The sequence below is a fragment of the Streptomyces sp. NPDC007162 genome, from assembly GCF_040634175.1.
Classification (GTDB): Bacteria; Actinomycetota; Actinomycetes; order Streptomycetales; family Streptomycetaceae; genus Streptomyces.
On record NZ_JBEYFC010000076.1, the window covers coordinates 1 to 26,271 of the forward strand.

The 26,271-nt window shown below is 70.0% G+C and carries 20 protein-coding genes and 1 riboswitch; of the genes, 12 read left to right on the forward strand and 8 right to left on the reverse strand.

All coding sequences use genetic code 11. From position 1 onward, the window contains the following. Positions 1-319: 319 nt before the first annotated feature. The 5 genes from ABZ646_RS12080 (at position 320) to ABZ646_RS12100 (ending at position 6,144) form a co-directional block, all read left to right on the forward strand. Positions 320-1,543, forward strand: a complete 1,224-nt coding sequence (locus ABZ646_RS12080) for an HD domain-containing protein (RefSeq protein ID WP_360516484.1) — start codon at positions 320-322, stop codon at positions 1,541-1,543. A 114-nt stretch (positions 1,544-1,657) separates the two neighbouring features. Continuing rightward, complete coding sequence (locus ABZ646_RS12085) at positions 1,658-2,638, forward strand: hypothetical protein (RefSeq protein WP_360516531.1); 981 nt, start codon at positions 1,658-1,660, stop codon at positions 2,636-2,638. 100 nt (positions 2,639-2,738) lie between these two features. Continuing rightward, complete coding sequence (def, locus tag ABZ646_RS12090; protein WP_360516486.1) at positions 2,739-3,389, forward strand: peptide deformylase; 651 nt, start codon at positions 2,739-2,741, stop codon at positions 3,387-3,389. A gap of 293 nt (positions 3,390-3,682) precedes the next feature. Continuing rightward, positions 3,683-4,768, forward strand: a complete 1,086-nt coding sequence (gene cyc1, locus ABZ646_RS12095) for an epi-isozizaene synthase (RefSeq protein WP_360516489.1) — start codon at positions 3,683-3,685, stop codon at positions 4,766-4,768. After that, positions 4,765-6,144: a cytochrome P450 gene (locus tag ABZ646_RS12100; RefSeq protein WP_360516492.1), complete on the forward strand. Its 1,380-nt coding sequence runs from the start codon at positions 4,765-4,767 to the stop codon at positions 6,142-6,144. The genes cyc1 and ABZ646_RS12100 overlap by 4 nt, the downstream gene beginning before the upstream one ends. Positions 6,145-6,256: 112 nt before the next feature. Here ABZ646_RS12100 and ABZ646_RS12105 read toward each other — a convergent pair whose 3' ends face one another. After that, positions 6,257-7,225 carry a helix-turn-helix domain-containing protein gene (locus ABZ646_RS12105; protein ID WP_360516495.1) on the reverse strand — a complete coding sequence of 323 codons (969 nt, stop codon included), beginning with the start codon at positions 7,223-7,225 and terminating at the stop codon, positions 6,257-6,259. 93 nt (positions 7,226-7,318) lie between these two features. Here ABZ646_RS12105 and ABZ646_RS12110 point away from each other — a divergent pair, with 93 nt between their 5' ends. After that, positions 7,319-7,561 (forward strand): hypothetical protein, encoded by a 243-nt coding sequence (locus ABZ646_RS12110; RefSeq protein ID WP_360516498.1) that lies wholly within the window; start codon positions 7,319-7,321, stop codon positions 7,559-7,561. On the opposite strand, the gene ABZ646_RS12115 is transcribed toward ABZ646_RS12110, so the two are convergent. Beyond that, positions 7,474-8,481 (reverse strand): ribonucleotide-diphosphate reductase subunit beta, encoded by a 1,008-nt coding sequence (locus ABZ646_RS12115; protein ID WP_360516501.1) that lies wholly within the window; start codon positions 8,479-8,481, stop codon positions 7,474-7,476. The two genes, ABZ646_RS12110 and ABZ646_RS12115, sit on opposite strands and share 88 nt — an antisense overlap. Then, on the reverse strand, positions 8,481-10,844 hold the full coding sequence (locus ABZ646_RS12120) for a ribonucleoside-diphosphate reductase subunit alpha (RefSeq protein WP_360516504.1): 2,364 nt from the start codon (positions 10,842-10,844) through the stop codon (positions 8,481-8,483). The genes ABZ646_RS12115 and ABZ646_RS12120 overlap by 1 nt, the downstream gene beginning before the upstream one ends. A gap of 147 nt (positions 10,845-10,991) precedes the next feature. Beyond that, positions 10,992-11,070, reverse strand: a riboswitch (cobalamin riboswitch). Positions 11,071-11,279: 209 nt separating this feature from the next. Between ABZ646_RS12120 and ABZ646_RS12125 the strand changes: the two genes are divergently transcribed. Further along, positions 11,280-14,906 carry an NACHT domain-containing protein gene (locus ABZ646_RS12125; protein ID WP_360516507.1) on the forward strand — a complete coding sequence of 1,209 codons (3,627 nt, stop codon included), beginning with the start codon at positions 11,280-11,282 and terminating at the stop codon, positions 14,904-14,906. Positions 14,907-14,932: 26 nt separating this feature from the next. Here the strand turns inward: ABZ646_RS12125 and mctP are convergent, their stop codons facing one another. The 3 genes from mctP to ABZ646_RS12140 form a co-directional block, all read right to left on the reverse strand. Beyond that, positions 14,933-16,561 (reverse strand): monocarboxylate uptake permease MctP, encoded by a 1,629-nt coding sequence (mctP, locus tag ABZ646_RS12130; RefSeq protein ID WP_360516510.1) that lies wholly within the window; start codon positions 16,559-16,561, stop codon positions 14,933-14,935. Next, the gene (locus ABZ646_RS12135) at positions 16,558-16,827 is read right to left on the reverse strand and encodes a DUF3311 domain-containing protein (RefSeq protein ID WP_360516513.1); all 270 of its coding nucleotides are present in this window, start codon (positions 16,825-16,827) and stop codon (positions 16,558-16,560) included. The genes mctP and ABZ646_RS12135 overlap by 4 nt, the downstream gene beginning before the upstream one ends. Positions 16,828-16,950: 123 nt before the next feature. After that, positions 16,951-17,715, reverse strand: a complete 765-nt coding sequence (locus ABZ646_RS12140; RefSeq protein ID WP_132888780.1) for a GntR family transcriptional regulator — start codon at positions 17,713-17,715, stop codon at positions 16,951-16,953. 358 nt (positions 17,716-18,073) lie between these two features. Between ABZ646_RS12140 and ABZ646_RS12145 the strand changes: the two genes are divergently transcribed. The 4 genes from ABZ646_RS12145 to ABZ646_RS12160 all read left to right on the forward strand — a co-directional run bounded on the left by ABZ646_RS12145 (position 18,074) and on the right by ABZ646_RS12160 (position 22,874). Continuing rightward, the gene (locus ABZ646_RS12145; RefSeq protein WP_360516517.1) at positions 18,074-19,360 is read left to right on the forward strand and encodes an extracellular solute-binding protein; all 1,287 of its coding nucleotides are present in this window, start codon (positions 18,074-18,076) and stop codon (positions 19,358-19,360) included. 179 nt (positions 19,361-19,539) lie between these two features. Next, on the forward strand, positions 19,540-20,526 hold the full coding sequence (locus ABZ646_RS12150; protein WP_360516520.1) for a sugar ABC transporter permease: 987 nt from the start codon (positions 19,540-19,542) through the stop codon (positions 20,524-20,526). Further along, positions 20,523-21,362 (forward strand): carbohydrate ABC transporter permease, encoded by an 840-nt coding sequence (locus ABZ646_RS12155; protein WP_123974245.1) that lies wholly within the window; start codon positions 20,523-20,525, stop codon positions 21,360-21,362. The genes ABZ646_RS12150 and ABZ646_RS12155 overlap by 4 nt, the downstream gene beginning before the upstream one ends. A 9-nt stretch (positions 21,363-21,371) precedes the next feature. Continuing rightward, complete coding sequence (locus tag ABZ646_RS12160) at positions 21,372-22,874, forward strand: glycoside hydrolase family 3 protein (RefSeq protein ID WP_360516525.1); 1,503 nt, start codon at positions 21,372-21,374, stop codon at positions 22,872-22,874. A gap of 100 nt (positions 22,875-22,974) precedes the next feature. On the opposite strand, the gene nagB is transcribed toward ABZ646_RS12160, so the two are convergent. Next, positions 22,975-23,760, reverse strand: a complete 786-nt coding sequence (nagB, locus tag ABZ646_RS12165; RefSeq protein ID WP_360516528.1) for a glucosamine-6-phosphate deaminase — start codon at positions 23,758-23,760, stop codon at positions 22,975-22,977. 523 nt (positions 23,761-24,283) lie between these two features. On the opposite strand from nagB, the gene ABZ646_RS12170 reads away from it, so the two are divergent. Further along, positions 24,284-25,750, forward strand: coding sequence for a PAS domain-containing sensor histidine kinase (locus tag ABZ646_RS12170; RefSeq protein ID WP_360516534.1), 1,467 nt, complete (start codon positions 24,284-24,286; stop codon positions 25,748-25,750). 167 nt (positions 25,751-25,917) lie between these two features. Here the strand turns inward: ABZ646_RS12170 and ABZ646_RS12175 are convergent, their stop codons facing one another. Further along, positions 25,918-26,175 carry a WhiB family transcriptional regulator gene (locus ABZ646_RS12175; protein ID WP_006142322.1) on the reverse strand — a complete coding sequence of 86 codons (258 nt, stop codon included), beginning with the start codon at positions 26,173-26,175 and terminating at the stop codon, positions 25,918-25,920. Between the last annotated feature and the right edge of the window lie 96 nt (positions 26,176-26,271).

Genomic DNA, 26,271 nt, shown 5'->3' on the forward strand with positions numbered 1-26,271 from the left:
GGGCCAGCCGGCCCCACCGCGCCCCCCCCCCGCCGCCCGCGACCCCGCCGACTCGTCGTCCGGCGTCCAGGCCGGCCGGCGTGATCGGGCAGCGGAGCAGGATCCCGTCGTCCCGTCGTCCGGCGTCTCGTCCGGACCGTGTGATCGGACCGTCGACCGCTGTCTCGTCGCTTCGCCGTGCGGGGGCCCGGCGGGGTGGCGTGATCGGGCAGCGGAGCGGGATCCCGTCGCTTCCTCGACCGGCGTCCGGGCCGGGCGGTGTGCTCCCGGCGGTTGGCCGAGCCGGTGCGCCCGCCGCGCGGGGCCTGGTTCTGCTGCCGTGACGTGGTCCTTCCGGTCGGCCGCGTTGGTGCTCGGGCTCGGCTGTGTCGCCGGCACGCTGTGGGAGGGGCTCGACGACCGCCTGGCCGCCCTCGCCTTCGGCCTGCTCGTCGCCCTCGGGGAGGCGGCCCGCCGGCCCGGCGCCGACGTACGGGAGGCCGCGCCCCTCGGGGCGGCAGGCGGGCTCGCCTACGCGCTGCTCGGCGCCGATGCCGGGATCGCCGCCCGCGACGGCGCCCTCCAGGTCGTCGCCGTCGTGGGCGCGGCCGCGCTGCTCGGCAACGTGCCCCACATCGCCAGCGGCCGCCGGCCCACGCCCGACCACCTCGCCCGGCGCGTCCTCACCGTCGGCTTCGCCGCCGTCTGCTTCCAACCCCTCGACACCCGGGGCGCGTTGGAGCAGTGGGGCGGACCGGCGTACGCGCTGCTGTTGGTCGCGCTGCTCGTGCTCACCGTCCTGTGCGACGCCGTGCTCGCCGCCGCGCAGGCGCACTCCCGCACGGGGTGGCCGTTCGGCCCGCTGCTGCGGGACGAACTGCGCGGCCTGCTCGGCATCGGGTCCGCCGTCTGCGCCACCGGCGCGGTGATGGCGCTGGCCGTGGCCGTCGTGGGGTTGTGGGCGCTGCCCGTCTTCTGTCTGCCCCTGCTTCTCACCCAGCTGTCCCTGCGCCGGTACGAGGCCGTCCGTGCCACCTACCGGCAGACCATCGCCTCCCTCGCCCGCGCCACCGAGATCGCGGGGTACACCCCGGCCGGGCACGCCCGCCGGGTCGCCGCGCTCAGCCAGGCCGTCGGGCGGGACCTGGGGCTGTCCCGAGCGGAGCTCACCGTGCTGGAGTACGCGGCGCTGATGCACGACATCGGCCAGCTCAGTCTCGTCGACCCGGTCCCGGCCGGGGCCACCGCCGTGCTGCCGGCGGCGGAGCAGCGGCGGATAGCCCTGCTCGGCGGAGCGGTCGTCCGGCAGACCGGGGTGGCCGCGGCCGTCGCCGTGGTCGTGGAGCGGCAGGCCGACCCCTACCGGGAGCAGCCGCTCGCCGCCCGGATCGTGCGCGTCGTCAACGCGTACGAGGAGAAGTCCCGGGATTCCGGGCCCGGCGGGCCGCTGACCGCGCTGGAGGAGTTACGCCTGGCCACCGCTGGGGACTACGCTCCCGAGGTCGTGGAAGCCCTGGCCCGCGTGCTCGCCAGAGACTGTCTGACCCTGCGCGCGGCTGGGTAACCCATGGGTAATGAGCGGCTCTCCCGTCGTACGTGGTTGGATGCGAGGGAGAGGGTGATGTCCGGGGGCACAAGCCAGCCCACTGTGCGGAACTGGAACTGGCAGGCGGGAATCGTGAGGATCTTCGGCAAGGGACGGCACCGGCCCTCCGCCTCCTGGCGGCAGGCCACCGACCGCGCGTTCACGCTGATCGGCGACGGCCGGTACGAGGACGCGGGCGAGCTGCTGACGCGCGCCGCCGACCTGGAACCCTGGCTGTCCGAGTCCTGGTTCAACCTCGCCCTGCTGCACAAGTTCCGGCACGACTGGGAGCAGGCACGGGCGGCCGGCCTGCGGGCGGTGGCGCTGCTGGACCGCGAGACCGGGGCGCCGGACTGGTGGAACGTGGGCATCGCGGCGACCGCGCTGCAGGACTGGCCGCTGGCGCGGCGGGCCTGGCAGGCGTACGGGCTGCGGGTGCCGGGAGGCGCCACCGCGTCCGGTGAGCCGACCGGGATGGACCTGGGCAGCGCCGCGGTACGGCTGTCCCCGGAGGGGGAGGCCGAGGTGGTGTGGGGGCGGCGACTGGACCCCGCGCGGATCGAGGTGCAGTCCATTCCGCTTCCCTCGTCCGGGCGGCGCTGGGGCGAGGTCGTCCTGCACGACGGGGTGCCGCACGGGGAACGGACCACGGCGACGGGGCACGCGTACCCCGTGTTCGACGAGATCGAGCTGTGGGCGCCGTCACCGGTGCCGACCTGGGTGGTGCTGCTCGAGGCGGCGACGGAGGCGGACCGGGACGCGCTGGAGCAGCTGGCGGGGGACGCCGGGTTCGCGGCCGAGGACTGGTCCTCTTCCGTGCGGCTGCTGTGCCGGATGTGCTCCGAGTCGCGGATGCCGTCGGACGAGGGCGACGGGGTGCACCTGGACCCCCACGACCACAGTGAGCCGGGGCATCCGGGACCGCTGGGGCACCGGACGGACGGGCAGTTGTGGGTGCCGGAGCGGGAGTGCGGGGTGGCCGCGCCCGCTGCGCTGGTGCGGGGGTTGCTGGACGGGTGGGTGGCGGACAGCCCTGATTCGAGGGACTGGCGGGATCTGGAAGAGGTCTGTTGAGGCCGTCGTTCCGCTGCGGCTTCGTTGTGGCCGGGCGCGCCCACGTACCCTGTATCAGCAACATCTCCCCCCGTTTTACCTAGGAAGGCTTACGTCGGTCATGGCGCAGCAGGACACCGATCAGCAGCACGTGGGCGTGCTCCCGGTGGACGACGACGGGTTCGTCGTCGACACCGAGGGGACCGAGGAGCGCGAGAACGCCTGGCGTGCGCGGGGGACCTCGCGGCCCATCACCGTCGTCGGGAACCCGGTGCTGCACAAGGAGTGCAAGGACGTCACCGAGTTCGGCGAGGAGCTGGACCAACTGGTCGCCGACATGTTCGCGAGCCAGCGGACCGCCGAGGGCGTGGGTCTCGCCGCCAACCAGATCGGGGTCGACCTGAAGGTCTTCGTCTACGACTGCCAGGACGACGAGGGTGCCCGGCACGTCGGCGTGGTGTGCAACCCGAAGCTCGTCGACCTCCCGGCCGAGCAGCGGCGGCTCGACGACAGCAACGAGGGCTGCCTGTCGGTGCCCACCGCGTACGCGCCGCTCGCCCGGCCCGACTACGCAGAGGTCACCGGGCAGGACGAGAAGGGCAACCCGATCAAGGTGCGCGGCACCGGTTACTTCGCGCGGTGTTTGCAGCACGAGACCGACCACCTGTACGGATACCTGTACATCGACCGGCTCTCCAAGCGGGAGCGCAAGGACGCGCTGCGGCAGATGGCCGAGAACGAGCCACGCTACCCCGTGGTCGCCAACGACTGAGACCGCACGTGCGGTTGTGACGCCTGGTCGGGACTGTTCCGACCAGGCGTTCGTCATGTCCGGTCAGACTCGCTCGTCCATCCTTCGCAGATTCGATCCTTTGTACGTGTCTAGCGAACCCTATTCAGTCACACAAGGGGAGATTCTCGGCACAGGGGGGTAGTGAGTGAAGCAAATCCGTTCCCATAGCGGTCAGTTGTGGTGCTGAATGGAAGTGCGGGGATACGCAACGGCGCACGCCTGGCACAGCGGGAGGGGCGTGCGCTCCTGGCTCGGCTGAGAGGGGTTTGTTCGTGCACGCTTTCCCACGCAGCACCACATCGAAGCCGACGGTGGTCGCGGTTCCACCACAACTCGCCCTCCCGGTGATCGAGGTCGAGTTTCCCCGGCAACTGCATCCGTATTGGCCACGGCTCCAGGAGAAGACCCGCCTCTGGCTGCTGGAAAAACGGCTGATGCCGGCGGACAAGGTGCAGGAATATGCCGACGGCCTTTGCTACACCGACCTCATGGCGGGGTACTACCTGGGCGCGTCCGAGGAGGTCATCCAGGCGATATGCGACTACAGCGCCTGGTTCTTCGTCTGGGACGACCGGCACGACCGGGACGTGGTGCACGGCCGGTCGGCCGACTGGCGGCGGCTGAGGTTCCGGCTGCACGCGGCCCTCGATGCCCCACTGCACCATCTGCACCACCCGGACACCCTGGTCGCGGGGTTCGCGGACAGCGTCGCGCGGCTCTACTCGTTTCTGCCCGCGACCTGGAACGAGCGGTTCGCCCGGCACTTCCACGACGTCGTCGAGGCGTACGACCGCGAATTCCGCAACCGCACCACGGGTCACGTTCCCGAGGTCGAGGAATACCTCGCGCTACGGCGTCTCACCTTCGCCCACTGGATATGGACGGACCTCCTGGAGCCGAGCGCGGGACTCGAACTCCCGGACGTCGTACGCAAAAACCCGGCATATCGCCGACCGGCGCTGCTGAGCCAGGAATTCGCCGCCTGGTACAACGACCTCTGCTCGCTGCCAAAGGAGATGGCGGGCGACGAGGTGCACAATCTCGGAATCAGTCTCGTCACTCATGAGGGAATGACTCTGGAGCAGGCGACCGAAGAAGTCAGGCGGCGTGTCGAGGAATGCATTCGCGAATTCCTGGCCGCCGAACGGGACGCACTTCGTTTCGCCGAACAGCTCGACGACGGCACCGTCCATGGAAAGGAACTCGGTGCCGCGGTCCTGGCCTGTGTCGCCAATATGCGGAACTGGTTCAGCTCCGTCTACTGGTTCCACCACGAATCCGGCCGTTACACGGTCGACAGCTGGGACGACCGGTCCACGCCCCCGTACGTCACCAACGAAGCGGCAGGTGAGAAATGACCGTCGAGTCCGTGAAGCCCGCGACCCCCGGGGCCCTGGAAGCAAGTGAACTGCGTGAACCGCCCCTGGCCGGCGGCGGTGTGCCGATGCTCGGACACGGCTGGAAGCTGGTCCGCGACCCGCTGGCCTTCATGTCCCGGCTGCGCGAGCACGGCGACATGGTGCGCCTCAGGCTGGGCCCCAAGGAGGTGTACGCCGTCACCACCCCGGCGCTCACCGGCGCCCTCGCCCTCAGCCCCGACTTCATCATCGCCGGGCCCCTGTGGGAGTCCCTGGAGGGACTGCTCGGCAAGGAGGGCGTGGCCACCGCCAACGGACCCCGCCACCGGCGCCAGCGCCGGACCATCCAGCCCGCGTTCAACCTCTCCGCGATCCCGCAGTACGGGCCGGTCATGGAGGAGGAGGCACACGCCCTCACCGAGCGCTGGCGGCCCGGCGACACCGTCGACTGCACCTCGGAGTCGTTCCGGGTCGCCGTCCGCATCGCCGCCCGCTGCCTGCTGCGCGGCGAGTACATGGACGAGCGCGCCGAGCGCCTCAGCGTCGACCTCGCGAGCGTCTTCCGCGGTATGTACCGGCGGATGGTCGTCCCGCTCGGCCCGCTCTACCGGTTGCCGCTGCCTGCCAACCGGGAATTCAACCGGGCCCTGGCCGATTTGCATCTCCTCGTCGACGAGATCGTCACCGAGCGCCGGGCATCTGGTCAAAAGCCGGACGATTTGCTGACGGCATTGCTCGAAGCGAAGGACGAGAATGGCGAGCCCATCGGGGAACAGGAGATCCACGACCAGGTCGTCGCGATACTCACCCCCGGAAGTGAAACAGTCGCCTCCACGATCATGTGGCTGCTCCAGGTGCTCGCCGAACACCCGGAACACGCCGAGAAGGTACGGAGCGAGGTCCAATCCGTGACGGGCGGTCAACCGGTCGGTTTTGAGCATGTCCGCCGGCTCGCCCACACCAACAATGTCGTCGTCGAGGCCATGCGTTTGCGGCCCGCCGTATGGATATTGACGCGGCGGGCCAAGACCGACACCGAGCTCGGCGGCTATCGCATTCCGGCCGGGTCCGACATCGTCTACAGCCCCTACGCCGTCCAGCGCGACGCGCACTCGTACCCGGCGCACCTCGACTTCGACCCGGACCGCTGGCTGCCGGAGCGGGCCGCGGAAGTGCCGAAGTACGCCATGAGCCCCTTCAGCGTCGGCAACCGCAAGTGCCCGAGCGACCACTTCTCCATGGCGCAACTGACCCTGATCACCGCGGCGTTGTGCGCGAAGTACCGCTTCGAACAGGTCCCCGGGTCGGAGGACGCCACCCGGGTGGGCATCACCCTGCGTCCCCAGCGCCTGCTGCTCACGCCGGTGCCCTGGTGACCCGCCGGCTCCCGGCCGGCTCCTGATACCGGCGCGCGCTCGGGTGGTCCGTCCGGCCACCGGACGCGCGCCGGTAGGCGTCTACGGCAGACGTTCTCCGTGGGCGCCGGGCTCAGGCGGCGGCCTGCGGGCCCCGGAACGCGCGCCGGTAGGCGTTCGGGGTGGTGCCCAGCGACTTCGCGAACTGGTGGCGCAGCGCGGCCGCGGTACCGAAACCGGTGCGGCCCGCGATGGCGTCCATCGTCTCGTCCGTGCCCTCCAGCAACTCCTGCGCCAGCAGCACCCGTTGCCGCAGGATCCAGCGGTACGGCGTGGTGCCGGTCTCCTGCTGGAAGCGGCGGGCGAAGGTCCGCGGGGCCATCAGGGCGCGGGCGGCGAGCTGTTCGACGGTGACCTCCTCGTCGAGGTGCTCCGTCATCCAGGCCAGCACCGGGCCGACCGTGTCGCAGGGACCCTCCGGCAGCGGGCGCTCGATGAACTGGGCCTGGCCGCCGTCCCGGTGCGGCGGCACCACCATCCGCCGGGCGATCTTCGCGGCGACCTCGGGACCCTGCTCCTTGCGGACGAGGTGCAGACAGGCGTCGATGCCGGCGGCGGTGCCGGCCGAGGTGATCACCGGGTCCTCGTCGACGTACAGCACGTCCGGCTCGACCCGGGTGCGCGGGTACCGGCGGCCCAGCAACTCCGCGTGCCGCCAGTGCACGGCGCAGCGGCGCCCGTCCAGCAGTCCGGCGGCGCCGAGTACGAAGGCACCGGAGCAGACGCTGAGCACCCTGGCGCCCCGGTCCACCGCCCGGCGCAGCGCGTCGAGCAGCTCGGGCGGGTAGTCGCGGGTGACGTTGGCGTCGGAGGCCGGGACCGCGATCAGATCGGCCTCCTCCAGCCGGTCCAGGCCGTACGGCGTGCTGACGGTGAGGCCGGGGACATGGGTGCCGAGCGCCGGGCCCTCGGCCGAGACCACGGCGAAGTCGTACACCGGCAGTCCCTCGTCGGAGCGGTCGAGGCCGAAGACCTCGCAGACCACCCCGAGCTCGAAGGGATGCACGCCGTCCAGGAGCACCGCAGCCACGTTCCTCAGCATGCTGCCAGTGTGCCTCGACACCGGCAGTAATTCGAGGGTGCCTGGCAGTGCTGCCACTCACGGTAAGCAGTGTCCGGCGCGACAGTGGTGTCCATGAACGGAAACCAGATCGAAGGTCTCGTCGGAATGCTCCTGGTCCTCGGCATCCTGGTCCTCATGGCCCTCCCGTCCGTGCTCGGCGTCCTGCGCGACAGGCGCGTCGACCGGCAGATCAGAGAGGCCCACGAGGACCGCGCGGACCGGCAGCCTCAGAAGTCCTCGTCCAGGTCGACCGTGCCCTCCACCGCCACCTGGTACGCGGACGGACGCCGCTCGAAGAAGTTCGTCAGCTCCTGAACGCCCTGCAGTTCCATGAAGGAGAACGGGTTCTCCGAGCCGTACACCGGGGCGAAGCCGAGGCGGCCGAGGCGCTGGTCGGCGACGCACTCCAGGTACTGGCGCATCGAGTCGGTGTTCATGCCCGGCAGGCCGTCACCGCACAGGTCACGGGCGAACTGCAGCTCCGCCTCGACGGCCTCCCGCAGCATGTCGGTGACCTGCTCCCGCAGTTCGTCGTCGAAGAGCTCCGGCTCCTCCTTGCGGACCGTGTCGACCACGTCGAACGCGAAGCTCATGTGCATCGTCTCGTCGCGGAACACCCAGTTGGTGCCCGTGGCGAGACCGTGCAGCAGACCCCGGCTGCGGAACCAGTAGACGTACGCGAAGGCGCCGTAGAAGAACAGGCCCTCGATGCACGCGGCGAAGCAGATCAGGTTGAGCAGGAAGCGCCGGCGGTCGGCCTTGGACTCCAGCCGGTCCAGGTTCTCCACCGAGTCCATCCACTTGAAGCAGAACTCCGCCTTCTCCCGGATCGAGGGGATGTTCTCGACCGCCGCGAAGGCCGCCGTGCGGTCCTCCGGGTCGGGCAGGTAGGTGTCGAGGAGCGTCAGGTAGAACTGGACGTGCACGGCCTCCTCGAAGAGCTGCCGGCTCAGGTAGAGCCGCGCCTCGGGGGAGTTGATGTGCTTGTAGAGCGTGAGCACCAGGTTGTTCGCCACGATCGAGTCGCCGGTCGCGAAGAAGGCGACCAGCCGGCCGATGAGGTGCTGCTCGGACGGGCTGAGCTTCGCGAGGTCGGCGACGTCCGAGTGGAGGTCGACCTCCTCCACGGTCCAGGTGTTCTTGATGGCGTCCCGGTAGCGCTCGTAGAAGTCCGGGTAGCGCATCGGGCGGAGCGTGAGCTCGAAGCCGGGGTCGAGAAGGTTCTTGCTGGACATCACTGGCAGGCCTCGCAGGACTCGGGGTTTTCCAGGGAGCAGGCGACGGCGTCTTCGGGGGCCGCCTGCTGGACGGGCACGGCGGCCCGGGCGGCGCGGGCGATCCGGGTCGCCGGCCGCGAACGCAGGTAGTACGTCGTCTTCAGCCCGGACTTCCAGGCGTACGCGTACATCGAGGAGAGCTTGCCGATGGTCGGCGTCTCCAGGAACAGGTTCAGGGACTGGGCCTGGTCCAGGTACGGGGTGCGGGCGGCGGCCATGTCGATCAGGCCGCGCTGCGGGATCTCCCACGCCGTGCGGTAGAGGTCGCGCACGTCCTCGGGGATCCAGGCGAAGCCCTGCACCGAGCCGTTCGCCTCGCGCAGCGCCTCCCGGGTACGGGCGTCCCAGACACCCAGGTTCTTCAGCTCCCGCACCAGGTACGAGTTGACCTGGAGGAACTCACCGGACAGCGTCTCGCGCTTGAAGAGGTTCGAGACCTGCGGCTCGATGCACTCGTAGACCCCCGCGATCGAGGCGATCGTCGCGGTGGGCGCGATGGCGAGGAGCAGGCTGTTGCGCATCCCGGTCTCGGCGATCCGCGTGCGCAGCGCCGCCCAGCGCTCCGGCCAGGTGAACTCGACGCCGTAGTGGTCGGGGTGCAGCACGCCCCGCGCGGTGCGTGTCTTCTCCCAGGCGGGCAGCGGTCCGTTGCGCTCGGCGAGGTCGGCGGAGGCCTCGTACGCGGCGAGCATGATCCGCTCGGCGATCCGGGTGGAGAGGGCCTTGGCCGCAGGGGAGTCGAAGGGCAGCCGCAGCTTGAAGAAGACGTCCTGGAGACCCATGGCGCCCAGGCCCACCGGCCGCCACTTGGCGTTGGACCGGCCGGCCTGCTCGGTCGGGTAGAAGTTGATGTCGACGACCCGGTCCAGGAAGGTCACCGCGGTGCGGACCGTCCCGTCCAGCCGCTCCCAGTCGATGTCGCCGGTCGCCGTGTCGACGAACGCCCCGAGGTTCACCGACCCCAGGTTGCAGACCGCCGTCTCGCCGTCGTCCGTGACCTCCAGGATCTCCGTGCAGAGGTTGGAGGAGTGCACGACGTGGCCGGGGGTCGCCGTCTGGTTCGCGGTGCGGTTGGCCGCGTCCTTGAAGGTCATCCAGCCGTTGCCGGTCTGCGCGAGGGTGCGCATCATGCGGCCGTACAGGTCACGGGCGGGGATGGTCCGGTGCGCGAGGCCGGCGGCCTCGGCCCTGCGGTAGGCGGCGTCGAACTCCGCGCCCCACAGGTCCACCAGCTCCGGCACGTCGGCGGGGGAGAACAGGGACCACGGCTCGTCGGCGTTCACCCGGCGCATGAACTCGTCAGGGACCCAGTGCGCGAGGTTCAGGTTGTGCGTACGGCGGGCGTCCTCGCCGGTGTTGTCGCGCAGCTCCAGGAACTCCTCGATGTCGGAGTGCCAGGTCTCCAGGTAGACCGCGGCGGCGCCCTTGCGCCGGCCGCCCTGGTTCACGGCGGCGACCGAGGCGTCCAGGGTCTTCAGGAACGGCACGATGCCGTTGGAGTGCCCGTTGGTGCCGCGGATCAGCGAACCGCGGCTGCGGATCCGGGAGTACGACAGGCCGATGCCACCGGCGTGCTTGGAGAGCCGGGCGACCTGGTGGTAGCGGTCGTAGATGGAATCCAGCTCGTCCTTCGGGGAGTCGAGGAGGTAGCAGGACGACATCTGGGGGTGCCGGGTCCCGGAGTTGAAGAGGGTGGGGGAGGACGGGAGGTAGTCGAGGCGGCTCATGAGCCCGTAGAGCGCCGCGACTTCGTCCAGGGCACGGGAGGTGTCGTCCTCGGCGAGACCGGCGGCGACCCGGAGCATGAAGTACTGGGGGGTCTCGATGACCTTGCGGGTGATCGGGTGCCGGAGCAGATAGCGGCTGTGCAGGGTGCGCAGGCCGAAGTAGCCGAAGCGGTCGTCGGCGGCCGGGTCGACGAGCGCGTCGAGGCGGGCCGCGTGGAGCCGGACGAACTCGGCGGTGCGGTCGGCGATGAGGCCCTCGCGGTGTCCCACCGCCACGGACCCGGTGAAGGACGTCACGCCCTGCGAGGCGGCCTCGGCCCGGATGGAGACGGTGAGCAGGCGGGCTGCCAGCCGCGAGTAGGCGGGGTCCTCGGAGATCAGACCGGCGGCGGCCTCGGTGGCCAGCTCGCGCAACTCCGACTCGTCGGCCCGCGCGGACCGGCCGCGCAGCGCGGCGGCGGCGACCCGGCCGGGATCGGTGTCGGGGAGGTCGGCGGTCAGCTCGGTCAGGATCCGCAGCAGGGCCGTTCCGGGACCGTCGGTCTCCGGGACGGTCGTGGTCGCTGAAGCCGGTTCGGCTGGCGCGATGGTCACGTGGGGCTCTCCCTCGCTCGGCACGGGGCCTTGCGGAGGGCAGCGGGCAGCGCGAGCGCACGAGGGCGCGCGTCGAGACCCTGGCCCACTCCACGAGGCCCGGACGTCAGAACGCCCGAACCGGGTTGGCCGGGCGTGCTGTCGGCAGGTCCTCGGACTGACTCTCGTGCACGGAAGCGCACAAGTACACCGTTGCGGGACAGTTCCGGATTCGCACCGGATTCCCCTGCGGCGACAGCGAGCATGAGCATACATCTAGTGCCGGGTCGTCACGTCACCCCCAGATGTTGTGTCGCGCCGGTATCGGAGCGTCAACTCGTAAGTGAGCAGAGTGACGTCGTCGGCCGAGTTGCGGGGCTCGGCGGGAGTGCTTCCATGGTCTTAGGTGCCCGCGGGTCCTCCGTACCGAGAGCCGGTCTCGCAAGGAGAGGCACCATGACGAGAATCGTCCGGCATCCGCCGGGCAAGGTGCAGCCCCGCAGCGCGCCGATGGCGACGCTGGAGGCGAGGCGGGCCTGGCACCGGGTCCAGCGGTTCCTTCTTGGTCACTGGCACCGTCTGACCATCCGGCTGGAGTCCCGTCACGACGCCACCCGCCCCAGGAAGTGGCGCCGTTGGTGGTCGTACACGAATCTGACCCGGCTGGTCTGGCTGGCCCTGCTGGCCGCCCTGGTCGCGTGGGCCGTGGAGGGCCTGTGGATCGTGGCGCACGGGCACACGACCCCCTTCGAACGGTGGCGGAAGCACTCGCCGACCAGCTTCGACAGCGTGCTTCGTTTCGTCGGTCCGCTGCTGGCCGCCTCGGTCGCCGCGGCGGCGTTCCTGTTCTTCTGGTACAGCTGGACCAAGAGGCGCTACCTCGTCAAGGCGCGCAGGCATCCGTACCGGCTGGTGCGCACCGCCGGTCCCGACATCTCCGAGATCGTGGGCCGCGAGGAGGTCGCCCGGGTCATCGCCCAGCGGCTGCGGTCGCGCGACACCCGCAGGCCCTACGTACTCGTCGGCGGGGTGGGCACCGGCAAGACCGCCGTGCTGGTGCGGCTCACCGAACTGCTGGCCCGGCAGCACGCGGTTCCCGTGCCGATCCGGTTGCGGGACGCCACCGGAGGCGACCTGAACTTCGAGCGCATGGCCCGGCAGCGGTTCGCCGAGGAGGCACCCCGCGGGATCCTGGCGCGCAGCAAGAACGACCGTGTCTGGCAGCAACTGCTCGCCGACGACAAGGTCGTCGTCATCGCCGACGGCCTGGAGGAGGCGGTGCTCGACGAGAGGTACCAGGAGGACCGGGACAACATCATCCGCAAAGCCATCGAACAGGCCCACGAGGAGAAGCTGCCCCTCGTCATCGCCTCCCGGCCGCACAGCCCGCTGGAGAGCACCTCCGCCGCGATCGTGGAGCTCGAACCGCTGAGCGAGGAGGACGCGCTGCGGTTCGTCGAGGCGCGCGTCCCGGACACGGACGAGCGCCGCATCGACTGGATCGTGGAGACCGCCGAGGTCACCGAATCCCCCATCTACCTCCAGATCGCCCGTGAACTGCACCACCACGGCGACCTGGAACGCGGCCGGCCACGCCATGACGGCCACCGGCTGGACACCCGCAGCTGGGACCGCGGCACGCTGCGGCTGTGGCTGCTGGAGACCTGGGACCGCGCCGTGCGCGAGGGCCGGCTCCGCGACGACGTCGAACTGGCACCCCAGGAACGCGGCGACACCATCGAGGTGGTCTCCGCGCTCGCGTGCATAGGGCTGCTCCAGGACAAGCTGGAGGTCGGCTTCGCCGAACTGCTGGGCGGTGACGTCCACCCGAGCGCGGCACGGCGGACCTCGGCCCGGGTCGAGCATCTGCGCAACCGGGCCCACCGTTTCGACCGGTACGGCAGACGCGGCAACACCTGCACGGAGTGGCACCGGCAACGCATCTGGGACGCGCTCTGCGACCACCTCGGCCCAGGAGAGCGCAGGCGGCTGCGGGAGGGCAACCTGGGCCAGTGCCAGACCGCGCTCGCACACTTCGCCGCGCACGCGAACAAGCTCCGGCTGGTCGAGAGCTTCGAGAAGCGGGTCCGCTTCCCGCACAGCATCATCCAGGCCTACCTCGGCTTCCGCATGCTGCACCACCTCGGCGAGCGGGCCGCCGGCGAACTGGTCCAGCGGGCACTGCAACCGCCCGGCCCCAGCCGTGAGCTGCTCATCGCCCTGGTGCTGCTCTCCCGCCGCCGCGCGGCGGAGCTGTCGGCGAGAGACGGCGGTGTCGGGGCCGAGCTGCGCAAGCACCGGGACGAGCTGCTGCGACAGGCTCCCGTGTACGGCCGGCCCATGGCGCAGCGGTTGCTGACGGCCGCGAACCGGCGCACCGACGACCCCAAGGCGCTCGACCTGTACGCGGCGGCCATGGAGATCGACAGCGTGGAACCCGCACCACGGCTGCTGAAGGACATCGTCGAGAAGGTGCACGAGCGCTGGTCCGACATCAAGGGGGACCGGCGCACCGTCGAGGACGCCAAACTCAGACTGCTGAAGCAGCTCGGTACGGCACTGCGCGCGGCGTCCGAGAAGACCGACACCATGCTGCTCTACGAGCACCTCTTCGAGATGGGCAAGACGGAGCCCTCGTACGCCGTGCGCCTGGCCGTGGCCCAGGAGTTCGGCAGCGGCGGGACCGCGGCGTTCGCGGTGATCCGGGAGACCGTCGGGCTGACCACGGACCCCGTCGGTGAGTACGACGAGGCGGTGCGCGAGCTGAAGGACCGCCGCAAGAGGGCGGACCAGGACTGGTCGGAGCGGATGCGCAGGGCGATGACGGCCCGCGCCGCCTCGTGGGACAGGTCGGCCGCGGAGATCGACCGGTTGCAGCGGTGCCGCAAGGAGACCAGGGAGCGGTACCGCAGGGACCGTATCGAGCTGTCCAGGTCGTTCGTGATGCGGGCCTGGATGATCCCCATGCTGCTGGGCTCCGTCGACGACGCCCACCGTGACGAGGCCCGCGAACGCCTCGGCAAGTGGCTGCGTCACCTCGACCCGACGTACACCCATGGTCCCCCCGACCTGCCGCTCGCCCTGGAGGCCGCGCTGGCCCAGGGCTTCAAGTTCGCTGCCAACAGGCGCAAACGGCACCCCTATTCGCATCCCGGCAACCGGGCCGAGCTGATCCGGCAGGCGGAGACCGTGCTGCAGCAGTCCCGGTGCTGGTACACGCAGCTGACGCTGCTGCAGGCGCTGTGCCTGTGGGAGCTCCCGGACGGTGCCGGCCGCCGCGAACCGAACCCGGACGGCGCGGTGCTGCGGGACGGCGACCGGGACGGGCCGCCCGAGCCGTCCCGGGTCATCGGCGGGACCAGCGCGGTGCAGACCGTACGGCGCTGGCTGTCCATGGCGGGCACCGTGAACAACGCGCCCGGCCTGCCCGGAGCCGACGGGGACGGACCCCGGCGGACCCTGCACCCGTTCGTCGCCGAGGCCGGTGATCTCGTGGCCATGGCACTGGAGACCGGCCGGCCCGAGCGTTTCCTGTGGATCGACGAGAAGACGGTCACCGACAACGTGGGGTCACGAGGGGCGCAGAACGGGGGCTTTCGCAAGCACAACCTGTGGATACCGCCCTCGGCCGGGTGGAGCACCCTCGACGGACGAGCCCAGCGCCTCGTCGCCGACGTGCTGCTCATGCTGAACCTGATCGAGCGGGACGGGTATCCCGAGGAGGTCGAGGAGCGCATGGCCCGCGCCGAGCGCCCGGGCACCCCGCTCCCGCCGTGCATCCGCACGAGCCGCGAGCCGCTGCGGCCGGAGCTGCGGCGCGGCACCTCGGCGCCGCCCGCCCCGGGCACCACCTGTCTGCCCGACTGCTCCTTCCAGCTGTGCCCCTACCCGCCCCGCGGCACGGTGCCGAGGGGCGAGTTCCGGGAGCCCTTCTGCCGTCAGCAGCAGGTCCTGTTGCCGGGCCTGGTACGCCGGTGGCTGCCCCGGCTGGTGCACCGCAAGACGCCTCCCTGGGTGAGCATGCGCGTCCGTGAACTGGACCGTTTCTGGGACGCGATGGCCGGGCGCACCCGCGACCGCTGAGCCGCGCGTGCTTCCGGCCGGTCCCGTCAGTGCGAGGCCCCCGCGGTGGCCGGCGGCAGCTCCACCTGGACGCCCGGGTCGCCCGCGTCCGCCGTGTAGTCCTCCGCCTTCGTCTCGTCGATGCCCTCCGGGGCCTTCAGGGCCCGCAGGGCGAAGGTCAGGACCACCGTCACCACCACGTTCATCACGAACGCCGTGAGGCCGATGTAGCCGATCTCGCCGATGCCCGGGATCTCCTTGGCCGAGCCGCCGAAGTGCCTCTGGGTGGGGGAGGCGACGCCGTACGCCGCGGCCGTGCCGTAGACCATGCCGACCGCCCAGCCCGCGAGCAGGGCCCAGCGGTGGAACCAGCGGGTGAACAGGCCGCCCACCAGCGCCGGGAAGGTCTGCAGGATCCAGATGCCGCCCAGCAGCTGGAAGTTGATGGCGACCGTCTTGTCCATGGTGAGGACGAAGACCAGCGCGCCCACCTTCACCAGCAGGGACACCAGCTTGGAGACCTGGGCCTCCTGCTTCGGTGTGGCGTCCGGCTTGATGAAGTCCCGGTAGATGTTGCGGGTGAACAGGTTCGCGGCCGCGATGGACATGATGGCCGCCGGGACCAGGGCGCCGATGCCGATCGCCGCGAAGGCCACGCCCGCGAACCAGTCCGGGAACATGTTCTCGAACAGCTGCGGGATCGCCAGCTGGCCGTTGGTGACCTTGACGCCGGCCGCGATCGCCATGAAGCCGAGCAGCGCCAGCAGGCCCAGCATCAGGGAGTACAGCGGCAGGATCGTGGTGTTGCGGCGGATCACGTCACGGCTCTTGGAGGAGAGCGTCGCGGTGATCGAGTGCGGGTACATGAACAGGGCGAGCGCGGAACCCAACGCCAGTGTGGCGTAGGTCCACTGACCCGCCTCCGGCGGTGCCAGCGCGCCGCGCGGCTTGCCGGTCGCCGGGTTGGTCTGGGCGAAGGCGTGACCCGCCTTGGCGAAGATGTCGTCGAACCCGCCCAGCTTGATCGGGATGTAGATGATCGCCACCGCGATGACGAGGTAGATCAGCCCGTCCTTCACGAACGCGATCAGCGCGGGGGCCCGCAGGCCGGAGGAGTAGGTGTAGGCCGCCAGCACGCCGAAGGCGATGAGCAACGGCAGGTCCTTCACGAACCAGTTGGTGCCGTCGCTGCCGCCGACGCCCATCACGTCGAGCACCGCCTGGATGCCCACGAGCTGCAGGGCGATGTAGGGCATCGTCGCCAGGATGCCGGTCAGCGCGACGGCCAGCGAGAGGCCCTTGGAGCCGAACCGGCCGCGCACGAAGTCCGAGGTCGTCACGTAGCCGTGCTTGTGGGACACCGACCACAGGCGGGGCAGGAACGTGAAGATCAGCGGGTAGACCAGGATCGTGTACGGCACGGCGAAGAAGCCGGCCGCACCCGCCGCGTAGATCGCCGCGGGTACGGCGACGAAGGTGTACGCCGTGTAGAGGTCGCCGCCGAGCAGGAACCAGGTGACCCAGGTCCCGAACGACCGGCCGCCCAGGCCCCATTCGTCGAGGCTGTGCTCGTTCTCGGCCTTGCGCCAGCGCGCGGCCAGGAATCCCATGACCGTGACGGCCAGGAAGAAGAAGATGAAGACGCCGAGCGCGACGCCGTTCACGCCGTCCTTCACCGCTGCGCACCCCCGTTCGTGTGGTCGGCCTTGCGGGCGCGCTGGTCACGCTGCCACAGCTGGTACGCGGTCACGGTGAGCGCGGTGGAGATCAGCACCCACAGCATCTGGTACCAGTAGAAGAACGGGATCCCGATGAACGTCGGGTCCGTCCTGGCGTAGGAGCCCACCCACAGCATCGCCACGAAGGGCGCGACGAGGCAGACGACGATGACCACACGTACAGGTGTCACCACCGGCTGCCTCACTTCAGGTACATCCGACATACCGCGGCTCCGTCCCCTCACCGTTCACCTGTGTAATGCGCAGGCAATCTAGGTCACGGCGTCACCGGAGCGGAAGTAGCCGTCCGGCCTCTCGGTATGTCGATTCCGTGAAGGGTCGGCCGGTCAGTCCTGCGGGCGCTTGAGGCGGGCGACGAACTTGTAGCGGTCGCCTCGGTAGACCGACCGCACCCACTCGACCGGCTGGCCCTCGCGGTCCAGGGAGTGCCGGGAGAGCATCAGCATCGGCAGGCCGACGTCGGTGCCGAGCAGGCCGGCCTCGCGCGGGGTCGCCAGCGAGGTCTCGATGGTCTCCTCGGCCTCCGCGAGACGGACGTCGTACACCTCGGCGAGGGCGGTGTACAGGGACGTGTACTTGACGAGGGAGCGGCGCAGGGCCGGGAAGCGCTTCGCGCTCAGGTGCGTGGTCTCGATCGCCATCGGCTCGCCGTTGGCCATGCGCAGCCGCTCGATGCGCAGCACCCGGCCGCCCGCGCTTATGTCGAGCAGGCCGGCCAGCCGGTCGTCGGCCGTGATGTAGCCGATGTCCAGCAGTTGCGAGGTCGGCTCCAGACCCTGGGCGCGCATGTCCTCGGTGTACGAGGTGAGCTGGAGCGCCTGGGACACCTTCGGCTTGGCCACGAAGGTGCCCTTGCCCTGGATGCGTTCGAGACGGCCCTCGACGACCAGTTCCTGAAGGGCCTGGCGGACGGTGGTGCGGGAGGTGTCGAACTCGGCGGCCAGGGTGCGCTCGGGCGGGACCGGGGTGCCGGGCGCCTGGGTCTCGGTGATGTCGAGGAGGTGCTTCTTCAGGCGGTAGTACTTGGGCACGCGCGCGGTACGGACGGCTGTCCCGCTCTCGTTCTCCGCACTGCTGACGTCGGTGCTCATGCTCCGCCTTCCCGGCTCCTGATGCGGCTCGCTCGTGGCACGGCAGCGTACCGGGATTCGTCCTGCACGCTGCGTGATCCCTTCTGTATACCGTCGCGGGCCCTTCTGGTCTAGTCCACCGCTTGAGTGGTCTACCGGAATTGTCTCGTCCGCACCGAGGGTTTTCGAGGGCTTGTTACTTAAAGGTCCTTGCATATGTAGGTCGCATAACGGCTGGTCGGAGCCCATTCGACCACCCTTGACAGGTCTGGTGGTCTGGGCCAAGCTTCCGGCACTGGTCTACACCATTGGTCCAGGTCCCGGCCCAACGCTCGCGCGGGGAGGCAGGGGGGTTTGTGGCATCCCTGAGGAGGGTGGCGTGAAGCGCAAGCTGATAGCCGCGATGGGTATCGCGGGCATGGTCTTCTCCGTGGCGGCGTGTGGCAGTGACAACAAGGGCGACAACAAGTCCCAGGGCTCGGACGCCAAGGAACTCACCGTCTGGCTCACGGTGGACGCGCAGAACAACTGGCCCGAGCTGGTGAAGGCCGCCGACGCCGCCGTGCAGAAGAAGCACCCCGGCATCAAGATCAATCACGAGTACTACGGCTGGCCGGACAAGAACACCAAGCTGGACGCCGTCCTGGCCACGGACAAGGTCCCCGACGTGGTCGAGATGGGCAACACCGAGATGCTCGGCTACATGGTCAAGGGTGCCTTCGCCCCGGTCGACACCTCCCAGTTCAGCAACTCCGGCCAGTGGCTGGACGGCCTCAAGGCCTCGGTGTCCTACGACGGCAAGACCTACGGCGTGCCGTACTACGCCGGTGGCCGCGTCGCCAACTGGCGCAAGGACATCGCCGCCTCGGCCGGCATCAAGACCACCCCGAAGACGTACACCGAGCTGACCGCCGACCTGGACAAGATCCAGAAGAAGGAGGGCGACAAGTTCAGCGCCTGGTACCAGCCCACCCGCGACTGGTACGCGGCCATGTCCTTCGTCTACGACGCCGGTGGCTCCATCGCCGTGCAGTCCGGCGGCCAGTGGAAGGGCAACCTCTCCTCCCCGGAGTCCCTCAAGGGCCTCGACGAGTTCAAGAACGTCATCGACAAGTACATGCACGGTGACAAGACCAAGGACGAGTCCGACCGGTACATCGTCTACGGCCAGGGCAAGTCGGCGATGATCTTCGGCGCGGCCTGGGAGGGTGCCACCGCGGCCGACCCGAAGAACGACAAGACCGGCGGCAAGCTGAAGAACAACCTCGTCAACTTCGTGATGCCCGGCCCCTCCGGCAAGAACATGCCGGTCTTCCTGGGCGGCTCCGACCTCGCCATCCCGGTGAAGTCCAAGGCCCAGGGCGTCGCCGCCGAATGGATCAACGCGTTCACCGGTCCCTCCGGCCAGAAGGGCCTGATGGGCAAGGGCAACCTGCCCAACAACAAGACCGACCTCGCGACGCTGAAGAACGACCCGGCGACCGCGGTGCCCGCCGAGGCGGCCGCGTCCAACTGGTTCGTGCCGATGGCGCCGGGCTGGGGGCAGGTCGAGAAGGCCCAGGTCCTGCAGAACATGCTGCAGAACATCGGGACCGGCAAGCAGTCGGTGGAGGCCGCCGCCAAGGCCGCGGACGCTGCGATCGACAAGGTCATCAACACCAAGTAGCCGGACTGCGGCCGGGCCTGGGCGGCGGGGGACAGGTCCGGCCCGGCAGGTGACACCAGGAAGTGCCGCGACGGGTCGACGGGTTGGTACCGGTGCGTTGTGGCTGGTCGCGCAGTTCCCCGCGCCCCTTTGGGGCGCGTTGCTGCGGGCCTCTCTCGAAACTGCTTGAGGAGCGCGCGATGAGTGCGGCTGATACGACCACCCCTGCCAAAGTGCCGCAGCGGCGGCAGGCGCCACCGCCCAGTACCCCGGTCAGACCACGCGCGAACCGGCGTCCGGGCGGCCCCGCCGTCCCCTGGCTGCTGCTCACGCCCTGTCTCGCCATCCTCGCGCTCGTCCTCGGCTACCCCTTCTACCGGCTGGTCACCCTCTCCTTCCAGGAGTTCGGGCAGTCCCAGCTGTGGGGGTTCAAGCCCGCCGAGTGGGTGGGGTTCGGGAACTTCTCCGAGGTCCTCGGCGACAGTGAGTTCTGGCAGGTGGTGCTGCGCACGATCGTCTTCGCGGTCGGCTGCGTGGTCTTCACCATGGTCGTCGGCATGCTCGTCGCCCTGCTGCTGCAGAAGGTCTCCGGCTGGGTGAAGACCCTGGTCAACATCGTGCTCGTGGCCAGCTGGGGCATGCCGGTCATCGTCGCCACCACGCTGTTCAAGTGGCTCTTCGACTCGGACTACGGCATCCTCAACGCCCTGCTCAGCAAGGTCCCGGGCGTGCAGATGATCGGCCACAACTGGTTCGCCAGCGGCCCCCAGGGACTGGCCGTGATCATGCTGCTGGTCGTCTGGGGCGCGGTGCCCTTCGTGGTCATCACGCTGAGCGCCGGCCTCACCCAGGTCCCCAAGGAACTGGAGGAGGCCGCCCGCCTCGACGGCGCCGGCGCCTGGGGCGTCTTCCGCTACGTCACCCTGCCCGTCCTCAAACCGATCATCGTGATGCTCACGACGCTCTCGGTCATCTGGGACATGGGCGTTTTCCCGCAGGTGTTCGTGATGCGCGGCGGCCACCCCGAACCCGAGTTCCAGCTGCTGACCACCTACTCCTACGACCGCGCCTTCGTGGTCAACGACTACGGACAGGGCTCCGCGATCGCCCTGCTCACCGTGCTCCTCCTGCTCGGTGTCGTCGCCGTGTACATGCGCCAGATGCTGAAGATCGGAGAGGTCGAATGAGCACCGTCGCCACCCCCCGCAAGGGGTCCCGCTGGGGCTGGAACATCCTCGGCCTCCTCGTCTTCGTCACCGCCGGCTTCCCCGTCTACTGGATGCTCAACACGGCGTTCAAGCCCGCGAAGGACGCCATCGACCCGGACCCGAGCCTGCTGCCCACCGGCATCACCCTGTCCAACTTCCGCCGTGCGCTGGACATCGCCGACTTCTGGGGACCGGTGGGCCGCAGCCTCATCGTCTCGCTCTCCGTCGTCGCGATCGGCATGGTCATCGGCCTGCTCGCCGCCCTCGCCATCTCCCGGTTCGCCTTCCGCGGCCGCAAGATCGTGATCGTCGGCATCCTCGCGGTCCAGATGGTCCCGCTGGTCGCCATGATCATCCCGGTCTTCCTGCTCCTCAACGACCTGGACCAGTACGACAAGCTCAGCGGCCTGATCATCACCTACCTGACCTTCATCCTGCCGTTCACGGTGTGGACCCTGCGCGGCTTCATCGTCAACATCCCGAAGGAGCTGGAGGAGGCAGCCATGGTCGACGGCTGCTCCCGCACCGGCGCCTTCATCCGCGTGGTCTTCCCCCTCCTAGCCCCCGGCATGGTCGCCACCTCGGTCTACGCCTTCATCCAGGCCTGGAACGAGTACCTGTACGCCCTGATGCTGCTCAGCCAGGAGCACCAGACCGCGACCGTCTGGCTCGCCAACTTCACCACCAAGCACGGCACCGAATACGCCCCGATGATGGCCGGCTCCACCATGATGGCCGTGCCGATCGTCGTCCTTTTCCTCCTCGTCCAGCGCAAGATGGCCGCGGGCCTCACCGCGGGCGCCGTGAAGGGATAACCCCATCCGATGACGACACTCGCCAGCGGTACGGCTGCGTCCAACTCCAAAGACAGGATCACGCGCGACGCGCTGACCGTCCTCCAGCCCGGCTTCACCGGCACCACCGCCCCCGACTGGCTGTTGCGCCGGCTCGGCGAAGGCCTCGCCTCCGTGGGCCTGTTCGGCCGCAACATCGTCTCGGCCGAACAGCTCGCCGCGCTCACCGCCCAGTTGCGGGCCGAACGGGACGACGTCCTGGTGGCCATCGACGAGGAGGCCGGTGACGTCACCCGACTGGAGGTGCACACCGGCTCCTCCTTCCCCGGCAACCACGCCCTCGGCGCCGTCGACGACCCGGAGCTGACCCGCCGGGTCGCCCTCGAACTGGGCCGCCGCCTGGCCGCCTGCGGGGTGAACCTCGACTGGGCCCCGTCCGCCGACGTCAACTCCGACCCGGCCAACCCGGTCATCGGCGTCCGCTCCTTCGGCGCCGACCAGGACCTGGTGGCCCGCCACACGGCGGCCTACGTCACGGGCCTCCAGGCGGCCGGGGTGGCGGCCTGCACCAAGCACTTCCCGGGCCACGGCGACACCGCCGTCGACTCCCACCACGCCATGCCCCGCATCGACGCGACCGCCGACGTCCTCGACGCCCGCGAACTGGTCCCGTTCCGCGCGGCCATCGCGGCCGGCACCCGTGCCGTGATGAGCGCGCACATCCTGGTCCCCGCGCTGGACCCGGCCCGCCCGGCGACGCTGTCCCGCGCCATCCTCACCGACCTGCTGCGCGGCGAACTCGGCTACGAGGGCCTGATCGTCACCGACGGCATGGAGATGCAGGCCATCTCCGCGACCTACGGCATCGAGCACGGCACCGTCCTGGCCATCGCGGCCGGTGCCGACGCGATCTGTGTGGGAGGCGGCCTCTCGGACGAGGCGACGGTGCGCAGGCTGTGCGACGCCCTGGTCGTCGCGGTCCGCTCCGGGGAACTGCCGGAGGAACGCCTGGCCGACGCGGCGCAGCGGGTACGGGCCCTGGCCCGCTGGACGGCGACGACGAAACCGGCACCCGCGGACCCCGCGCTCACCGACATCGGCCTTGTCGCGGCCCGCCGCGCGCTTCATGTGACGCGCGTCGACTCCGGCACCCCGCTGACCGCACCGCCCTTCGTCGCCTCCTTCGCCCCGGTGGCGAACATCGCGGTGGGCACGGAGACCCCCTGGGGCGTGGCCGCCGAACTGGCCCGCCTGCTGCCCGGCACCGAGGCCGGCGCTTTCACGGGGGAGGACGCGGGCGAGCAGGCCCTGGCGGCGGCGGGGGACCGGCGGATCGTCGCCGTGGTCCGCGACGAACACCGCCACCCGTGGATGGGCCGGGCCCTGGACGCCCTGCTCAGAACCCGCCCGGACACGATCGTGGTGGAAATGGGCGTTCCCCAGGCTCCTCCGAGGGGCGCCCTCCACATAGCAACCCACGGAGCGGCAAGAGTGTGCGGCATCGCAGCAGCGGAGGCGATAGCGCCCCGTTAGCTGGAGCGCCCCTTCAGGGGCGCTGGGGGTACCCCCGGCCGAAGGCTGGGGGAGGAACGGCGCGAGCAACCCCCACGCACCCGCACGTGACGCGTGACCGCTAGATCCCCTGCCACGAGGGCTTGTTGTCGAAGGTGTACCGGAAGTAGTCCGCATGCTTCAGCTTGGAAGCAGCGGCCTCGTCGACGACGACGGTGGCATGCCGGTGCAGTTGCAGCGCCGAGGCGGGGCACACCGCGGCGACCGGTCCTTCCACGGTCGCCGCGACCGCGTCGGCCTTGCCCTCGCCGGTGGCGAGCAGGACGAGGTGCCGTGCCTCCAGGATCGTCCCGATGCCCTGGGTGATCACGTGGTGCGGCACCTGCTCGACGTCCCCGTCGAAGAACCGGGCGTTGTCGATGCGGGTCTGCTCGGTGAGCGTCTTGATCCGGGTGCGGGAGGCCAGCGAGGAGCAGGGCTCGTTGAACCCGATGTGCCCGTCGGTGCCGATCCCGAGCAGTTGCAGGTCCACGCCGCCGGCCTTGGCGAGCGCCGCGTCGTACGCCTCGCAGGCGCCCTGCACGTCCTCGGCGGTGCCGTCGGGCCCCAGGAACGCCTCCATCGGGATCCCGAGCGGCTCCAGCACCTCGCGCCGCAGCACCGAGCGGTACGACTCCGGATGCTCGGCCGGCAGCCCCACGTACTCGTCGAGCTGGGCTATCCGCGCCCGGGACGCGTCCGCCCCGCCGGCGCGCACCTTCGCCGTGAGCGCCTGGTAGACGGGCAGCGGCGTCGAGCCGGTGGCCACCCCGAGCAACGCGTCGGGCCTGCGCCGCAGCAACTGCGCCATGGCCTCGGCGATCAGCTCGCCACCCGCCGCGGCGTCCGGAACGATGACAACTTCCACGCTGGGCCTGCCGTTCTGAAAGGGCTGGGGGTCCCCACGTCCATGTGGTTTAGACCAATCTAATGGGACCAATCTAACAGAACCAGCCCCTGTCGCCGCGGGTCGGATGCCGGCCGGGAAAACTTGTCCCGGCCATCCGTCCCCACGGCCGACCCCGGCGGGCTAGGCTGCGATCGGATCAACTGTGAACAGTCTCCAACGCATGGACACACACGGTGGTCTAGTCCACAATTGCGTACGAGGGCTGAACGTACGGCGCGACAGCGCGGTCGTACCGCACAGCCACACCGCTTCCGTCTTCCCCGCACAGGAGGACGGACCGAGGAACCGGCGCTCTCTGCCCTGACTGCCCCGGGTCCTCACCTTCGGCCGACCGGGACCGCACACCCCACGGCCGTTGCTGCTCCGGGCTGCGGTGCCGGGAGGGTTGAGGGTCCCTCCCAGGCGCCGCGGCCCGCGGGTGTTTCCAGGCTGGTTTTAGGCCACGAACAGACCCGCGGGTACGCTCGCAGACGTGCCCTCCATGAACGAACTGGTCCGCCAGCACACCGCCCTCGACGACTCCGACCTCGAGTGGCTCCATCTGCTGGTCTCGGAGTGGCAGCTGCTCTCCGACCTCTCCTTCGCCGACCTGGTCCTCTGGGTACCCACCCGGGACGGCACCCGCTACGTCTCGGTGGCGCAGATGCGCCCCAACACCGGCCCCACCTCCTACCAGGACGACATGGTCGGCCACCTGGTCCCGCGCGGCCGGCGGCCCATGCTGGACATCGCCCTGGACGAGGGCCGCATCGTCCGCGAGGGCGACCCGGAGTGGCGTGAGGAGGTCCCCGTACGGGTCGAGTCCATCCCGGTGCGGCGCGAGGGCCGGGTGCTCGGGGTGATCGCCCGCAACACCAACCTGCTGACCGTGCGTACCCCGAGCCGCCTGGAGCTGACCTACCTCCAGAGCGCCTCGGACCTGGCGCAGATGATCGCTGCCGGATCGTTTCCCTTCGCCAACCAGCAGGTCGACATGGACGCCTCCCCGCGCGTCGGCGACGGCCTGATCCGGGTGGACGCGGACGGAGTCGTGCAGTACGCCTCCCCGAACGCGCTCTCCGCGTACCACCGCCTCGGCCTCGCCGCCGACCTGCTCGGCCATCACCTGGGCCAGACCACGGCCGAACTCGCCCCGACCAAGGGGCCGGTGGACGAGGCACTCGCCAAGGTCGCCAGCGGCTGGGCACCGCGCGAGTTCGAGATCGAGTCCGACGACGGCGTGATCCAGTTCCGGGCGATCCCGCTCAAGCCCAAGGGCACCCGCATCGGTTCGCTGGTCCTGCTCCGGGACGTCACCGAACTGCGGCGCCGCGAGCGGGAACTGATCACCAAGGACGCCACCATCCGGGAGATCCACCACCGGGTGAAGAACAACCTCCAGACGGTCGCCGCCCTGCTGCGCCTCCAGGCCCGGCGCATCGAGTCGGAGCGCGGCCGGGAGGCCCTGGAGGAGGCCGTACGGCGGGTCGGCTCGATCGCCATCGTGCATGAGACGCTGTCTCAGAACCTGGACGAACGGGTGGAGTTCGACGAGATCGCCGACCGGGTGCTGGCGATGGTCGCCGAGATCTCGCCGGGCAAGGTCGCCGGCCGTCGCACCGGCCGCTTCGGGATACTCGACGCCGAGGTCGCCACCCCGCTGTCGATGGTTCTCACCGAAATCCTGCAGAACGCCCTGGAACACGGCTTCCGCGAGGGCGACACCGGCACGGTCGAGGTGACGGCGGTGCGCGGCGGGACCACCAAGGAGGCCCGCCTGCTGGTCACCGTCCAGGACGACGGCGTCGGCCTGCCCGAGGGCTTCGACCCGCACCGCTCGGGCAACCTGGGGCTGCAGATCGTACGAACGCTGGTGGAGGGCGAGTTGGGTGGCACGTTCGACATGGTGCCGGCGCCGCAGCGGGGGACCCGGGTGATCCTGGACGTGCCGGTACGGGCGCAGAAGTAGGCCCGGTTCGGGGCGGACAGCAAAGAGCCCCGGACCTGGTGGATCCGGGGCTGTTCGCTCGTTGCTGCTCTTGAGCGCATCGGGGGTACTGCGCGCTGCGGCTCGGGGGCGGGAGATGCGTACTCGCTGTACGCGCCGCCAAGCTCAGGCTAGCGGGGTGGGTAGGGTCAGGCGGAGGCCTGACGGGCCCGGTTGCGGGCGGCACGGCGCTTCATCGCGCGACGCTCGTCCTCGCTGAGGCCACCCCAGACGCCGGAGTCCTGGCCGGACTCGAGCGCCCACTGCAGACACTGGTCCATAACAGGACAGCGACGGCAGACGGCCTTGGCTTCCTCGATCTGCAGCAGCGCAGGACCAGTGTTGCCGATGGGGAAGAAGAGCTCGGGGTCTTCCTCGCGGCAAACGGCGTTGTGACGCCAGTCCATGGCTGCTACCTCTCCTTGGTATTACATGCCGTTGCTTGTGAATGTGAACGCTTTCACGAATCCCCCCGCAGACGAAGGTCCGACGCCCAGATGAGC

Bases quoted from the DNA above. Each gene is read 5' to 3' on its own strand.
- ABZ646_RS12160 (WP_360516525.1), top strand. From the start codon at position 21,372: ATGACGACACTCGCCAGCGGTACGGCTGCGTCCAACTCCAAAGACAGG.
- ABZ646_RS12135 (WP_360516513.1), bottom strand. From the start codon at position 16,827: ATGTCGGATGTACCTGAAGTGAGGCAGCCGGTGGTGACACCTGTACGT.
- ABZ646_RS12105 (WP_360516495.1), bottom strand. From the start codon at position 7,225: ATGCTGAGGAACGTGGCTGCGGTGCTCCTGGACGGCGTGCATCCCTTC.
- ABZ646_RS12155 (WP_123974245.1), top strand. From the start codon at position 20,523: ATGAGCACCGTCGCCACCCCCCGCAAGGGGTCCCGCTGGGGCTGGAAC.
- ABZ646_RS12100 (WP_360516492.1), top strand. From the start codon at position 4,765: ATGACCGTCGAGTCCGTGAAGCCCGCGACCCCCGGGGCCCTGGAAGCA.
- ABZ646_RS12110 (WP_360516498.1), top strand. From the start codon at position 7,319: ATGAACGGAAACCAGATCGAAGGTCTCGTCGGAATGCTCCTGGTCCTC.
- ABZ646_RS12125 (WP_360516507.1), top strand. From the start codon at position 11,280: ATGACGAGAATCGTCCGGCATCCGCCGGGCAAGGTGCAGCCCCGCAGC.
- ABZ646_RS12150 (WP_360516520.1), top strand. From the start codon at position 19,540: ATGAGTGCGGCTGATACGACCACCCCTGCCAAAGTGCCGCAGCGGCGG.
- def (WP_360516486.1), top strand. From the start codon at position 2,739: ATGGCGCAGCAGGACACCGATCAGCAGCACGTGGGCGTGCTCCCGGTG.
- ABZ646_RS12175 (WP_006142322.1), bottom strand. From the start codon at position 26,175: ATGGACTGGCGTCACAACGCCGTTTGCCGCGAGGAAGACCCCGAGCTC.
- ABZ646_RS12115 (WP_360516501.1), bottom strand. From the start codon at position 8,481: ATGTCCAGCAAGAACCTTCTCGACCCCGGCTTCGAGCTCACGCTCCGC.
- ABZ646_RS12170 (WP_360516534.1), top strand. From the start codon at position 24,284: ATGAACGAACTGGTCCGCCAGCACACCGCCCTCGACGACTCCGACCTC.
- ABZ646_RS12140 (WP_132888780.1), bottom strand. From the start codon at position 17,715: ATGAGCACCGACGTCAGCAGTGCGGAGAACGAGAGCGGGACAGCCGTC.